Here is a 13,935-nt window from a genome sequence, read left to right as displayed (position 1 = left end):
TTCATGGATAACGAGAGGTTGCAACCTCCGCCACTTACGTTACTCGACAGATACCGGGGTCAAGGCTTCACCGCGCTCTATACGACAACGGTCACGGTGTCCGGAGGCGAGGCGGGACATGGCCGCGCCTCGGGCATTGCGCGCTCGGATGACGGCAATCTGATCCTCGATCTGCGCCTGCCTGCCGCGCTTGGCGGTCCTGGCAGCGGTACCAATCCCGAGCAGTTGTTCGCCGCTGGCTTTGCCGCATGTTTTCATGGTGCCTTGAGCCTGATTGCCAAGCGTGCGCAGGTCGACGCGAGCCTCGCCACAGTAGTGGTCGAGGTGTCGTTCGGTCGTGATCCGGTCGATGGCGGCTATGCGCTGATTGCGGAGATCCGCATCCGCATGCCGGGCGTGGAAAGGACCGTTGCCGAGGAACTGGTTCGCAACACCGAGCGGATGTGTCCTTACGCGAAGATGGCGCGAGAGGGCATACACAGTGTCGTGACCGTGGTGGATTGATGCAGCATCCGATACACACATACACCGAATGATTGGTGCCCTCACGGCAACAGCGTGAGCACCGTGACGGCACTACCGGTGCGTGGCACTGGCGCCTAGCATTGACGACAGATGCATGCCACCCCGGCCAACGCCGACCCCCGACAGGAGAGACAAATGACGCAACGCCTGAATTACTTCCAGCAATCCCCGGAACTGTCCAAGAAGCTCGTCGAGCTTGGCACGCTGTTCCAGAAGACGACGATCGAATCGCACATTCGTGAGCTTGTCGAGATTCGTGCCTCGCAACTCAACGGTTGCGCGTTCTGCGTCGACATGCACATCAAGCAGGCCAAGATCCACGGCGAGCGCGAACTGCGTCTGCACCATGTGGCGATCTGGCGCGAGTCGACGTTGTTCGAGCCGCGCGAACGCGCCGCGCTGGCATGGACAGAAGCGGTTACGCAACTTTCCGCGGAAGGCGTGCCCGACGATGTCTATGAGCGCGTACGCACGCAGTACTCCGAAAAGGAACTTTCCGACCTTACGTTCCTGGTCGGCTCCATCAACGCATGGAATCGCCTGAACGTGGCTTTCCGTACCGTGCCCGGCTCGGCCGACAAGATGTTCGGGCTCGACAAGGCCGGACTGGAGTGATGCCATGAAGCGCATCCTGTCCATTGCGGCGCCCCTGCTGCTGTCGTGTGTGCTGACGGCACCTTCGGCACCAGCGGCCGCCGCAGCGCCCGAAGTCAAGGTTACGCCGCTGACGACCGAGCCATTGCCCGAGTATCCCGGCAAGGAAATGCAGATGATCGTTGTCGAGTACCCGCCCGGTGGCTTCGATCCGGTACATCGCCATGATGCGCACGCGATAGTCTACGTGCTCGAAGGCAGCATCGTGATGGGTGTGCGAGGCGGCAAGGAAGTCACGCTGAACCCCGGCGATACGTTTCACGAAGGTCCCAACGATATCCATACGGTGGGGCGTAATGCCAGCAATACCAAGCCGGCGAAATTCGTGGTCTTCCTGATCAAGAAGCAGGGTGCGCCGATCCTTACGCCTGTGAAGTAGTACAGCGCGACTCAGAATTGGCTCCCCTCTGCCGTAGCTGGGAGAGGGGAACACCGGCAGCATTTAATATGCCTTTGGCTTCTAGTCGCCGCGCTCCTTGATACACCACAACCGGCTCCCCTCTCCCGCAGCGCGGGAGAGGGGTTGGGGGTGAGGGCATGAGGTTCAAATTGCGACTTGTCTCAGCTTGCACCGCTGGCCCTCACCCCCGCCCCTCTCCCGCCGTGCGGGAGAGGGGAGAACACCGGCAGCATTCAAGATGCCTTGCAATTACCCGATTACCCGTGATGCACGTTTCGTCAAAGTCCTTCATCGTCTTCTTGTCGATGACACCAGCCTCATGCAGGCCGCTCGCGGCGCTGTGAATGGCTTCGAAGGCATCGCTCTTGAAACGAGTCTTACCCATTGCAGATCTCCACAAATTCCTTTGAATGCAAGAGTAGAAAACCATAGCACTGGGTGCTACGGGTCGGAAGCGCGGTTTCCTTAAACCCCAACAAAAAAGCCCCGGCATTTGCCGGGGCTGTCAGTGATTCTTTTTGCGGTAGCAGTCTTACTGCGCCGTCCAACCGCCATCCATCGCCCATGCCGCGCCGCGTACCTGGTCGCCGAGCGGTGAGCACAGCATCAGCACGAGGTTGCCCAGTTGCTCGGGTGTGACGAACTGGCCCGAGGGCTGCTTGTCCGAGAGCAGGCGGGCCTGTGCCGCGTCGGTGGTGATGTTGTCGCGTTTGGCGATGGCATCGATTTGCTCGGCCACCAGTGGTGTCAGTACAAAGCCGGGGCAGATCGCGTTGCACGTGATGCCGGTGGCCGCGGTTTCCAGTGCGGTCACCTTGGTCAGGCCTACCAGCCCGTGCTTGGCGGCCACGTAGGCCGACTTGCCGGCCGAGCCCACCAGGCCGTGCACCGACGCGATATTGACGATGCGGCCCCAGTTGCTGGCGCGCATGGCTGGCAGTACCAGCCGCGTGGTGTGGAAGCCGGAGGTGAGATTGATCGCGAGGATGTCATCCCACTTCTCGACCGGAAAGTCCTCGACCGGTGCCACGTGCTGGATGCCGGCATTGTTGACGAGGATATCGACAGCGCCGAAGCGTTCGCGCGCCAGTGCGACCATGGCCGCGATCTCGTCGGGCTTGCGCATGTCGGCGGGGTGGTGCAGCACTTGCGCGCCGGCGTCGCGGATCGTTGCCAGCGCGGCGTCGATGTCGCCAAAGCCGTTCAGCACGATATTGGCGCCGGCCTGTGCCAGCGCTTGCGCGATACCGAGGCCGATACCGCTGGTCGAGCCGGTGACCAGCGCGGTCTTGCCTTGCAGGTTGACCATGGGAAAATCCTTAAACGAGTCCGGTCAGGTAGAACACGGCGATCACGAAGAACACTGCCATCGTCTTGATCACCGTAATGGCGAAGATGTCGCGATACGATTCGCGATGCGTCAGGCCGGTCACGGCCAGCAGCGTGATCACCGCGCCGTTGTGCGGCAGGGTATCCATGCCGCCACTAGCCATCGAGACCACGCGGTGCAGCACTTCCAGCGGGATCTGTGCGGCCTGTGCGCCCTGGATGAAGGTGTCCGACATTGCCGCCAGCGCGATGCTCATGCCGCCCGATGCCGAACCGGTAATGCCTGCCAGCGTGCTGACCGACACCGCGGCGTTGACCAGCGGGTTCGGAATGCTGTGCAGCGCGTCGCTGACCACCAGGAAGCCGGGCAGTGCGGCGATCACGCCGCCAAAGCCATATTCCGAGGCGGTATTCATCGATGCCAGCAGGGCACCGGCCACGGCGCTCTTGGTGCCTTCGGCGAAGCGCTCGCGCACGGTGCTGAACGCGGTCACCAGTACCACCACGATGCCCAGCAGCAGCGCGCCTTCCACGGCCCAGATCGCGGTGACGCTGGCGATCTTGGTTTCCACCGGCTTCGACAGGCCCGGCAGCGATACGCTATTGGCCTGGCCATACCAGAGCGGAATCATGCGCGTGAGCCAGAAGTTGGACACGCCCACCACGATCAACGGCAGGATGGCCAGCAGCGGGGACGGCAGCTTGCCGCCTTCCACGCGCTGCGGTTCATTGAGCAGGTTGGTGCCATAGCCTTCGCCGCGCGCCACTGCAGCGCGGCGGCGCCATTCCAGGTATGACAGGCCTACGATGATGATGAACAGCGAACCGGCCACGCCCAGTGCCGGGGCGGCCCACGACGTGGTCTTGAAAAACGTGGTGGGGATGATGTTCTGGATCTGAGGCGTACCCGGCAGCGAATCCATCGTGAACGAGAACGCGCCCAGCGCAATCGCGCCTGGCATCAGTCGTTTCGGAATATTGCTCTGGCGGTAGAGTTCGGCCGCGAACGGATAGACCGCGAACACCACCACGAACAGCGACACACCACCGTAGGTCAGCAGTGCACACACTGCCACGATCACCGCGTTGGCACGCGAGCGGCCGATGTAGCGGATGGCCGCGGCCACGATCGATTCGGAAAAGCCCGACAGCTCGATGACCTTGCCGAATACCGCGCCAAGCATGAACACCGGGAAATAGAGCTTCACGAAGCCGACCATCTTCTCCATGAAGATGCCCGAGAACACCGGCGCCACGGCCGACGGGTCGGTCAGCAGCACCGCGCCAAGCGCGGCCAGCGGTGCAAACAGGATCACGCTGTAGCCGCGATAGGCGGCAAACATCAAGAACGCCAGCGCGGCGAGCACAACGACAAAAGACATGGGGTCTCCATTGATTGTTCTTGGATGCGGTCGAGCAGCAGCGGGTAGATCGTGTGCCGTCGAATGCAATGCTCCCTGCCGTAGATGACAGGGGACCGCTTCATTAGCAGGCTCTGTGCCACACCAAAAAGTTGCCAATAAGTCGCAATTAGTCTATCTCAGCGTTCTTTGTCTCGTCATTGAGACAACGCAAGCGATCCTTAACCTGCTGGAGTCTTCAATATGAGACACTTCACGTCTCGAATTGGAGACAAATGGAGGCGCCAAGCCATGCAAAAGATCGCCGAGCCAGGTGGCGCATTGCTGTTCGACTATGACTACGTGGCGCGACGCGGCATGGAATCGCTGTTCCGCACGTTTGAAAACTTCAGCGAAGGCACGTTCGTGGTGGACGAGCATGCACGCGTGGTGTGGATCAACAAGCGCTATGCCGCGCGCTTCGGCTTTACCAACCCGCAGGACGCAATCGGGCTCGACTGCGAGCAGGTGATCCCAAACAGCCTGATGCGCGAAGTGGTGACCACCGGCAAGCCGATCCTGTTGGACCTGCTGGAAACGGACCGCGAGCCGATGATTGTCACGCGGCTCCCGATCAAGGACGACGACGGTCACACCATCGGGGGCGTGGGCTTTGCACTGTTCGACGAACTGAAGGCGCTGACGCCGATCTTTGCCCACTACTCGCGCGTGCAGGCCGAACTGGCTGCCGCACGACGTTCGCTGGACCAGGCTCGGCGCGCCAAGTACACCTTCGCGAGTTTTGTCGGCACGAGTCCGGCCGCGCAGGAGGTCAAGCGCCAGGCACGCCGCGCGGCGCTGGTGGAATCGCCGGTGCTGCTGCTCGGCGAAACGGGCACCGGCAAGGAATTGCTCGCGCACGGCATTCACGCCGGATCCGCGCGTGCCGAACAGCCGCTGGTGACCGTCAATGTGGCGGCGATTCCCGATACGCTGCTCGAAGTGGAGTTCTTCGGCGCCGCACCGGGCGCCTACACCGGCGTCGACCGCAAGGGCCGTATCGGCAAGTTTGAACTGGCCAATGGCGGCACGCTGTTTCTTGACGAGATTGGCGACATGCCGCTCGCGCTGCAGAGCAAACTGCTGCGTGCATTGCAGGATCACGAGTTCGAGCCATTGGGATCGAACCGTATCGTACGGAGCGATGTACGGATCATCGCGGCCACTTCGGCCGACTTGCCTGCACTGGTAGAGGCCGGCCGGTTCCGGGCGGACCTCTACTATCGCCTCAATGTGCTGACGGTAGAGTTGCCACCGCTGCGCGAGCGGCGGACCGACTTGCTGCCGCTGGTCTACGCGATCATCGAGGAGCTCAGCATCAAGGCGGAGCGTCATCCGCTGGGGCTGCAGGAAGACGCGCTGCATTTGCTGCGCGAATACGATTGGCCCGGCAATGTGCGCGAACTGCGCAATGTGCTGGAGCGCGTGGTGATGCTGTGCGATGAGGACTCGGTCGATGCCGCCACGCTGGCCCCGCTGCTGGGCATGCGCCGTACGGCAATGCAGGCGGCTACCACCAGTACCGCGACTACCACCACTGCCGTGGCAGGCGAACCAGCACCGCAGCAGGAACCTGAGCCGGTGACACCGGCGGCAAGCGGGCCGACCGTATCCGTCGACCTGCCGGTCGCTACCCCGCAATCCTATGCCGAGGCCATGGCGCGCTTCGAGGCTGCCTTTCTGACGCAGGCGCTCGATTCATGTGGCGGACGCGTCGCAGAGGCAGCCGCACGCGTCGGCATCAGCCGCGCCGCGTTTTACAAGAAGCTGGCCGCAGCACGCGCCAGCCTGTGATAAGGTCGCCGGCAGAGACGCTCCGCCCGCGCGGCGAGAGCTCCAGCCAGGAGACTTGCCGATGCGTAACACCCTGACTCACCAGGAGACCATGCAGCCCGGCGCCCTTGCCGCCGGACTGGACGATGCAGTGGAGCGCCAGGGCCTGCTGCAACGTGCGCATGAACGCTCAAGCGCGTTCGGCCTCGATGCGCAGCAGTCCCCCGACTTTCATCCGCTTGGTCGTCGCGAGCTTGGCGAACTGGTCGACGGCAATCGTGCGTTGTACCACCACGCGCTGCCCGTGATGGAAAACCTGTACCGGCAGGTGTCGGGCACCGATAGCCTGGTGCTGCTCAGCGATTGCAGCGGGGTGATCCTGCATAGTCTTGGCGATGACAATGGCGCAGGGTTCGCGGCGCGTGCGCGCGATGTGGCATTGGCGCCTGGCGTATCGTGGTCCGAAGCCAGCAAGGGTACCAATGCCATCGGCACCGCGCTGGCGGAGGGCCGGTCCGCGCTGATCCATGGCGATGAACACTACCTGCACGCCAATCATCAACTGACCTGTTCCTGCACGCCGATTGCCGGCCCCAATGGGGCATGGCTGGGCGCGCTCGATGTCAGCGGCGACCAGCGCGGCTTTCATCAGCACACCATGGCGCTGGTGCGCATGTCGGCGCAGACCATCGAGAACCAGCTCTTTGCGAACCAGTTCCCCGATGCGTTGCTGGTGCGCTTCCATGCGCGGCCGGAACTGGTCGGCACGCTGTTCGAGGGCATGGCGGCGTTTGCGTCGGATGGCGGTTTTCTCGCGGCCAACCGTAGTGGCTGGTTCCAGCTTGGCATGTCGGCCGATGCGATGGCAGGCGCCACATTCACCGAGGTGTTCGCAAAGCCGATGCCACCTACTGGCACCGCCGACACGCTTCTGCGCGAACTGGTGATGCCGAGCGGCGTGCGCGTCTACGCGCGCCTGTCGCATCGACCCACAGCCGGAACACCGCTGCGCGCGACGCACGCCGCGGTGCCTGCGGCGTCGGCGCTGGCGCGACTCGATACCGGTGATGCACGCATGGCGGCGGTACTCCAGCGCGTGGCGCGCCTGCGCGGTCGCGATATTCCGTTGCTGATCCTCGGTCGAACCGGTTCGGGCAAGGAGTGGCTGGCGCGTGCCGTGCATGCCGATTCACCGCGTGCCAATGGTCCGTTCGTGGCCGTCAACTGCGCGGCGATACCGGAAAGCCTGATCGAAGCCGAACTGTTCGGCTATGAGGAGGGCGCGTTCACCGGTGCGCGCCGGCGAGGCCATGCGGGCAAGGTTGCACAGGCCCATGGCGGCACCCTGTTCCTGGATGAGATCGGCGACATGCCGTTGCCCCAGCAGGTGCGGCTGGTGCGTGTGCTGCAGGAACGCACGGTCACCGCGCTCGGTGGCACGCAAGCCACGCCAGTCGATCTGCGCATCGTGTGTGCCACGCACCGCGACCTGCGTTCGCAGGTTGCCGACGGCACGTTCCGCGAGGACCTGTTTTACCGCATCCACGGCCTGACCGTGACCTTGCCGACGCTGGCCGAACGCAGCGACTTCGACGTGCTGGTGTTGCGTATCCTGGCGCACGAATGTGCGGACGGACCACAGCAGGTGACTGCGCCGGCGATGGCGCTGTTGCGCGGCCACACATGGCCCGGCAATCTGCGGGAACTGGCCAGCGTCTTGCGTATCGCGGCGTTGATGGCGGAAGGCGAGGATTGCATCGACGTGGCTCACCTGCCCGATGAGCTCGCCACGCCCGCCGCCCCTGTTACCCCATCCCACCCGAGCGCCGAGCCGCGAGCTGCCTCGGGCCCCATGCGCGAATGGGAGACCGCACACATCCACGGCACGCTGGCGCGCCACGGCGGCAACGTCAGCGCCGCGGCGCGTGAGCTGGGTGTATCGCGCAATACGATCTACCGGCGGCTGCGGCAACGTTGAGCTTGAGCGCCACCGCCGGCCACATCCTCAGCGTCAGAAGAGCCCGAGCGCATTCGGGCTGTAGCTGACCAACAGGTTCTTGGTCTGCTGATAGTGGTCAAGCATCATCCGATGGTTCTCGCGCCCGACGCCTGATTGCTTGTAGCCGCCGAACGCCGCGTGCGCCGGATACGCGTGGTAGCAGTTGGTCCATACGCGGCCCGCCTGGATGCCGCGGCCCATGCGGAACGCGCGCGCGCCGTCACGCGTCCATACGCCAGCCCCTAGCCCATAGAGCGTGTCGTTGGCGATCTCCAGTGCCTCGTCCTCATCCTTGAACGTGGTCACGGAAACTACCGGGCCGAAGATCTCTTCCTGGAAGATGCGCATCTTGTTGTGGCCTTCGAAGACCGTCGGCTTGACGTAGAAGCCGCCGGCCAGGTCGCCGCCCAGGGCATTGCGCTCGCCACCAGTCAGCACTTTCGCGCCTTCCTGTCGGCCGATGTCGATATACGCCAGGATCTTCTGCAACTGTTCTTCCGACGCCTGTGCCCCGATCATCGTCGCCTTGTCGAGCGGATGCCCCTGGCGGATCGCCGCCACGCGAGTCAGTGCGCGCTCGATAAACTTCTTGTAGATCGACTCCTGCACCAGCACGCGCGACGGACACGTGCAGACCTCGCCCTGGTTCAGCGCGAACATCGCAAAGCCTTCCAGCGCCTTGTCGAAGTACGCATCGTCGGCGGCCATCACATCCTCGAAGAAGATGTTCGGCGACTTGCCACCGAGCTCCAGCGTCACCGGAATCAGGTTCTGCGACGCGTACTGCATGATCAGCCGGCCCGTGGTGGTCTCGCCGGTGAATGCCACCTTGGCCACGCGTGGGCTCGAAGCCAGCGGCTTGCCGGCCTCGACGCCAAAGCCGTTGACCACATTGACCACGCCCGCGGGCAACAGGTCGTGCAGCAACTCCATCAGTACCAGGATCGAGGCCGGCGTTTGCTCGGCGGGCTTCAGCACTACGCAGTTGCCGGCCGCCAGTGCCGGGGCGAGTTTCCACACGGCCATCAGCAGCGGGAAGTTCCACGGGATGATCTGGCCCACCACGCCCAGCGGCTCGTGGAAGTGATAGGCGATGGTGTCGGGGTCGATCTCGGAAATGCTGCCTTCCTGGGCCCGGATGCAGCCCGCGAAATAGCGGAAGTGGTCGACTGCCAGCGGCAGGTCGGCCGCCGCCGTCTCGCGTACCGGCTTGCCATTGTCGATGGTCTCGGCCACGGCCAGCAGCGTCAGGTTGGCCTCGATGCGATCCGCAATGCGGTTCAGCAGGTTGGCGCGTTCGGCGGTGGAAGTGCGGCCCCACGCGGCGCGGGCGCGATGGGCGGCATCCAGCGCGGCCTCGATGTCCTTGTCGTTCGAGCGCGGGACGCGCGTGAAAGGCTTGCCGGTGACCGGGGTAACGGCCTCGAAGTACTGGCCGTCCGCCGGTGGGACCCACGCGCCGCCGATGTAGTTTTCGTATTGTTCCTTGTACGGATAGGAAACGCCCAGCTGGGCGATTTCTGCCATGTTCATGTCTCGCTCCACTTTCGTCGGATGTCGTTGGAATGTGCCCGATGGGCACGGCGAGACAACTGCAAACGGTGTGCCCGGCATGCATGGCACGTGCCAATGCGGGAAGGCGGGCGATGCTGTCACACCCGGGGTGTTCCAGAATGGAGCAGTTGTTGCAGGGCGGTACAGCGCGCCGATCGTCATCGTGGCGTGCTAACGTCACGCGAGATACAGGCTCACAGGCAAAAAGGGGTGTTCATGCAATCGGGCATTGTCGAGGCCGGCTATGGATCCGACCCGGTAGGGTTGATCGGCGGCTTCCTGTTTGAACCAGGACAACTGGCGCGCGAGATCGATTCCAAGGCCGCCGCCGCATGGCTGCGCGATGCCGCGCTGGCGCAGCCCGACGACCGCGCCCGGCATGATCGACCGTTTGTCTGGCTTCATTTCAATCTCTCGCATAGCGCGTGCGAACGCTGGATGCGTGGGCAGTTGGGCTTGCCCGAGGATTTCTTCGAGGCACTGCGCCAGGGTTCGCATTCCACGCGTATCGAGCGTCAAGACGACGCGCTGCTGGCCGTGGTCAACGACGTGATCTACAACTTCGGCGTGACGTCGACCGATATCTCCACGCTCTGGGCCCATGCGGATCATCGCCTGCTGGTCACGGCGCGCGCGCGGCCGTTGCGCTCGGTGGACCGGCTGCGTGCGGCGGTGCGTCGCGGCGAGGCGTTTCGTTCGCCGCTCGATCTTGTGGTGCACCTGCTGCGCGACCAGGCCGATGTGCTGGTACAGATCGTGCGCGAAACCGGAGTCAGCGTGGACCAGATCGAAGACCAGTTGCTGTCGCAGCGCCTGCAGTCGAACCGGGCCGACCTGGGCGCCATGCGGCGTGGGCTGGTGCGCCTGCAGCGCCTGCTCGCGCCGGAGCCTGGCGCGCTGTTCCGGCTGCTGAACCGGCCCCCGGCGTGGCTGCAGGAATCCGATCTGCAGGAACTGCGCGAGTCGACCGAGGAGTTCTCGCTGGTGCTCAATGACCTGGCGGCGCTGGTGGAGCGAATCAAGTTGCTGCAGGAAGAAATTGCGGCCAAGCTTAATGAACAGACCAACCGCACGCTGTTCACGCTGACGCTGGTCACGGTGCTGGCGTTGCCGATCAATATCGTGGCTGGCTTCTTCGGCATGAATGTGGGCGGTATTCCATTGGCCGATCACCCGCACGGATTCTGGGTATTGGTGGTGCTGGTGGCCAGCTTCACGGTACTGGCCGGGCGCTGGGCCTTCAGGAAGCAGGAAGGATAGGAATCTGCGAATGTGCTGTCGCCTGCCTCTATGACAATTCATCGAATTGCCATACGGCAGGCGTACGATGGTTGACCAGGGCGGCCAGCCAGGAGGCGGGCGCCAACGGAGGAAAGCCATGGATTACAACGACGAGGCGCTGATCCGGCGCATTCACCGCGAGGTGGCCGATTACTACGACGAAGAGCTCGAGCTTGAGCTCGAAGATCGCGATCCGGCGCTGGTGCAGAGGGTGCTGGCCGGCGAGATCGGTGGTCCTGGCGACAATGGCAACCTCAATGGCGACGACGCCGAGCGTGCCGAGCGCCATTTGTACTTCCGCGAACTGTTCCGCCTGCAGGGAGAACTGGTCAAGCTGCAGAGCTGGGTTGTGGCCACCGGCCACAAGGTGGTGATCCTGTTCGAAGGGCGCGATGCCGCAGGCAAGGGCGGGGTGATCAAGCGAATCACGCAGCGGCTGAATCCGCGCGTGTGCCGCGTGGCCGCGCTGCCCGCGCCGAACGATCGGGAACGCACGCAATGGTATTTCCAGCGCTATGTGTCGCACCTGCCCGCTGCCGGTGAAATGGTGCTGTTCGACCGCAGCTGGTACAACCGTGCCGGCGTGGAGCGCGTGATGGGCTTCTGTACCGACGACCAGTACGAGGAGTTCTTTCGCTCGGTACCCGAGTTCGAGCGCATGCTCGTGCGTTCGGGCATCCAGGTGATCAAGTACTGGTTCTCGATCACCGACGAGGAGCAGCACCTGCGCTTCCTGAGCCGCATCCACGATCCGCTCAAGCAGTGGAAGCTGAGCCCGATGGATCTGGAATCGCGCCGCCGTTGGGAAGACTACACGCGTGCCAAGGAGATCATGCTCGAACGTACGCATATCCCCGAGGCACCGTGGTGGGTAGTGCAGGCCGTCGACAAGAAGCGCGCGCGCCTGAACTGTATCCGCCACCTGCTGGGACAGATGCCCTACGTCGAGCCGCCGCTGCCGACGATCGTGCTGCCCGAGCGCGAGCGCCATGCCGACTACATGCGCCAGCCCGTGTCGGAAAGCATGATCGTGCCGGAAGTCTATTGACGCCTCACCTCGCACCGTTGTGATCCGGGCAATATTACGTGCGTATCACAACCAATTTAAACGGCCGTTAGCATGAATTATCGCCAAAAGCGATGTAACGGCCGCTCAATCTGCAGCATTCCGCGTCGTTATTGGGAGACCACTCCGGGTGGTGCGCATCGGCTTGCGCGCCATCGGCGGAGACCGCTTTCTGTTCGGGAGTCCCAAAAATGCGTCGCAGAATCACGCGTGCTGGTGCACGTTTTCACCTTTCCACCGGAATGACCGCCGTTGCCGCCAGCACCGTGCTGGCGCTGACGGCTTGCGGCGGTGGTGGCGACGGCGGTGGTGCCAGCACCGTGGCCCAGGCGGCCACGACCACTTCGTCTTCCGATCCGCTGCTGGTCAATGGCCTTGACCAGGCTTGCAATACCTGCGGTGCCGCCACGGCCAGCACGTATTCCGGGACCAACGTGGGTATCTGGGGCAAGTCCAATCCGAGCGCAAGCGCGATCGACTTGCAGTATTCGATCTCGGGCGTCGCTGGCAAGTCGATTTCGCTGCAGCTATCCAACCTCGGCGATGCCGCCGTGACGATGCCGGCCGGCATGTCGTCGAACGTGGCGGCCGAGATGATTTCGCCCCAGGCACTCAGTGTCGCGTCCACCGAAGAGGCTACGCAGCGCGCAATCGGCGAATTCAACCGGGCCGGCTGGCTCGACGCCACGCGTTCGGCATCCGATCCAATGCTGAACACCCTGGCCGCGCCGGCGCCGATGGCGGTATCGATCGGTACATCGGGCTTGGGTGAAGGAACGGTACGGAGCTGGTATCACAGCGACAAGTCCACGCGTACCGCCACGCTGCGCAAGCAGGTAACGGCCGGCGATGGCACCAAGGTCAATGTGTGGGTCGAAAACGCCGAAGCGGCAAACGTGACCGACGCCATGGTGGTGGAACTGGCCAACGCATTCGCAGGCAGCGGCATGCTGTATGACCGGCTCGTCAGCGTGGGCGGGGCGGTCTGGGGTGCCAACGACTACGGCACGTCGATGCTGCCAGCCGGCATGCCGGTCGATATCGTCGTGCTCAACTTCAACAACGACGGCAAGGCCTACGGCACCGTGGGCTACTTCTGGGGCTTGCACAACTTCCTGAAGAGCAAGGAAGCCAACAGTAACGAATCGATCTCGCTGTATCTCGATAGCGAGACGCTGTCGCTGGGCGGGGCCGACGGCATGCGTGCCATCAAGACCACGATGGCCCATGAAGGTACGCACATGCAGAACTTCTATCGTCGCCCCGTGAAGATGGGTCCGAGCTACGCCTATGACACGTGGCTGGAAGAAATGACGGCGATGCAGATGGAAGACTTCCTGAGCGGCATCATCGTGACCGGCTACAACCCGATCCGCGACGTGCGGCTGCCGGACTACTACCGCTACAGCGACTACAACTGCAACCTGACCGTGTTCACGGGCTTCGGGGTGTCGTGCGAAAGCTATGCGGTATCGGGCAGCTTCGGCGGCTTCCTGAACCGCCAACTGGGCGTCGGCTTCTTCCGTGACCTGCTCGCACGCCGGACCACCAATTCGAAGCAGGTGCTGAGCGACGCCATCAGTGCCGCCGGCTGGAGCTTCGACACGGCACTGGTGAACTGGCGCGCCACCACCAACAGCAACATGCCCGCTGGCCGCACGCCCGGCAACTACGGCTATCCGGCCTGGACCGATGGCACGTTCACACTGCCGGCCATCGATCCATCTGCCGCTGCCTTCACCACGTTGCGCAAGCTACCTGCCACCGCGCCGTCGATGCTGCAAGGCTACGGCAGTTACATCGCACCGCGCAGCGACAGCAATGGCACATATAGCGACAAGGTACGCGTGCCGGCAGGGGTGACGTTGTCGGTGGTGGTGTATTGATGCATCGCGATATCGCTGGTTATGCGCTCCCCTCTCCCGCGAAGTGGGAGAGGGGTGGGGGTGAGGGC

General features: G+C 63.5%; 11 protein-coding genes and 1 pseudogene. 8 read left to right on the top strand and 4 right to left on the bottom strand.

Features of this window, described 5'->3' with window-relative positions; translation table 11 throughout:
* The first annotated feature begins 3 nt into the window (after positions 1-3).
* From ACO550_RS00060 to ACO550_RS00050, 3 genes are all read left to right on the top strand, one after another.
* Positions 4-504 (top strand): Ohr family peroxiredoxin, encoded by a 501-nt coding sequence (locus ACO550_RS00060; protein WP_315597871.1) that lies wholly within the window; start codon positions 4-6, stop codon positions 502-504.
* Between the two features lie 156 nt (positions 505-660).
* On the top strand, positions 661-1,140 hold the full coding sequence (locus tag ACO550_RS00055) for a carboxymuconolactone decarboxylase family protein (RefSeq protein ID WP_315597872.1): 480 nt from the start codon (positions 661-663) through the stop codon (positions 1,138-1,140).
* 4 nt (positions 1,141-1,144) lie between these two features.
* Positions 1,145-1,558, top strand: a complete 414-nt coding sequence (locus ACO550_RS00050; RefSeq protein ID WP_315597873.1) for a cupin domain-containing protein — start codon at positions 1,145-1,147, stop codon at positions 1,556-1,558.
* Between the two features lie 286 nt (positions 1,559-1,844).
* Here the strand turns inward: ACO550_RS00050 and ACO550_RS00045 are convergent.
* The 3 genes and pseudogenes from ACO550_RS00045 to ACO550_RS00035 form a co-directional block, all read right to left on the bottom strand.
* A pseudogene (locus ACO550_RS00045) lies at positions 1,845-1,964 on the bottom strand (helix-turn-helix domain-containing protein); the annotation flags it as partial.
* Positions 1,965-2,111: 147 nt separating this feature from the next.
* Positions 2,112-2,888 (bottom strand): 3-hydroxybutyrate dehydrogenase, encoded by a 777-nt coding sequence (locus ACO550_RS00040; RefSeq protein ID WP_315597874.1) that lies wholly within the window; start codon positions 2,886-2,888, stop codon positions 2,112-2,114.
* 10 nt (positions 2,889-2,898) lie between these two features.
* A complete protein-coding gene (locus ACO550_RS00035) occupies positions 2,899-4,290 on the bottom strand; it encodes a GntP family permease (protein WP_315597875.1) in 1,392 nt (463 codons plus the stop codon).
* 270 nt (positions 4,291-4,560) lie between these two features.
* Here ACO550_RS00035 and ACO550_RS00030 point away from each other — a divergent pair, with 270 nt between their 5' ends.
* The gene (locus tag ACO550_RS00030) at positions 4,561-6,102 is read left to right on the top strand and encodes a sigma-54 interaction domain-containing protein (protein ID WP_315597876.1); all 1,542 of its coding nucleotides are present in this window, start codon (positions 4,561-4,563) and stop codon (positions 6,100-6,102) included.
* Positions 6,103-6,193: 91 nt separating this feature from the next.
* Entirely contained in the window at positions 6,194-8,059 is a 1,866-nt protein-coding gene (locus ACO550_RS00025) for a sigma 54-interacting transcriptional regulator (RefSeq protein ID WP_315597891.1), read from the top strand.
* 33 nt (positions 8,060-8,092) lie between these two features.
* Here ACO550_RS00025 and adh read toward each other — a convergent pair whose 3' ends face one another.
* Positions 8,093-9,613 (bottom strand): aldehyde dehydrogenase, encoded by a 1,521-nt coding sequence (adh, locus tag ACO550_RS00020; RefSeq protein ID WP_315597877.1) that lies wholly within the window; start codon positions 9,611-9,613, stop codon positions 8,093-8,095.
* Between the two features lie 237 nt (positions 9,614-9,850).
* Here adh and ACO550_RS00015 point away from each other — a divergent pair, with 237 nt between their 5' ends.
* From ACO550_RS00015 to ACO550_RS00005, 3 genes are all read left to right on the top strand, one after another.
* Complete coding sequence (locus ACO550_RS00015; protein WP_315597878.1) at positions 9,851-10,894, top strand: CorA family divalent cation transporter; 1,044 nt, start codon at positions 9,851-9,853, stop codon at positions 10,892-10,894.
* 118 nt (positions 10,895-11,012) lie between these two features.
* Positions 11,013-11,963: a polyphosphate kinase 2 gene (ppk2, locus tag ACO550_RS00010; protein WP_315597879.1), complete on the top strand. Its 951-nt coding sequence runs from the start codon at positions 11,013-11,015 to the stop codon at positions 11,961-11,963.
* A gap of 209 nt (positions 11,964-12,172) precedes the next feature.
* The gene (locus ACO550_RS00005; protein ID WP_315597880.1) at positions 12,173-13,867 is read left to right on the top strand and encodes a M30 family zinc metallopeptidase; all 1,695 of its coding nucleotides are present in this window, start codon (positions 12,173-12,175) and stop codon (positions 13,865-13,867) included.
* Positions 13,868-13,935 lie beyond the last annotated feature (68 nt).

This window comes from Cupriavidus sp. (assembly GCF_057315035.1).
This window is presented reverse-complemented; position numbering and strand designations above follow the sequence as displayed.

Bases quoted from the DNA above. Each gene is read 5' to 3' on its own strand.
- ACO550_RS00025 (WP_315597891.1), top strand. From the start codon at position 6,194: ATGCAGCCCGGCGCCCTTGCCGCCGGACTGGACGATGCAGTGGAGCGC.
- ACO550_RS00055 (WP_315597872.1), top strand. From the start codon at position 661: ATGACGCAACGCCTGAATTACTTCCAGCAATCCCCGGAACTGTCCAAG.
- ACO550_RS00035 (WP_315597875.1), bottom strand. From the start codon at position 4,290: ATGTCTTTTGTCGTTGTGCTCGCCGCGCTGGCGTTCTTGATGTTTGCC.
- adh (WP_315597877.1), bottom strand. From the start codon at position 9,613: ATGAACATGGCAGAAATCGCCCAGCTGGGCGTTTCCTATCCGTACAAG.
- ACO550_RS00060 (WP_315597871.1), top strand. From the start codon at position 4: ATGGATAACGAGAGGTTGCAACCTCCGCCACTTACGTTACTCGACAGA.
- ACO550_RS00050 (WP_315597873.1), top strand. From the start codon at position 1,145: ATGAAGCGCATCCTGTCCATTGCGGCGCCCCTGCTGCTGTCGTGTGTG.
- ppk2 (WP_315597879.1), top strand. From the start codon at position 11,013: ATGGATTACAACGACGAGGCGCTGATCCGGCGCATTCACCGCGAGGTG.
- ACO550_RS00040 (WP_315597874.1), bottom strand. From the start codon at position 2,888: ATGGTCAACCTGCAAGGCAAGACCGCGCTGGTCACCGGCTCGACCAGC.
- ACO550_RS00030 (WP_315597876.1), top strand. From the start codon at position 4,561: ATGCAAAAGATCGCCGAGCCAGGTGGCGCATTGCTGTTCGACTATGAC.
- ACO550_RS00005 (WP_315597880.1), top strand. From the start codon at position 12,173: ATGCGTCGCAGAATCACGCGTGCTGGTGCACGTTTTCACCTTTCCACC.
- ACO550_RS00015 (WP_315597878.1), top strand. From the start codon at position 9,851: ATGCAATCGGGCATTGTCGAGGCCGGCTATGGATCCGACCCGGTAGGG.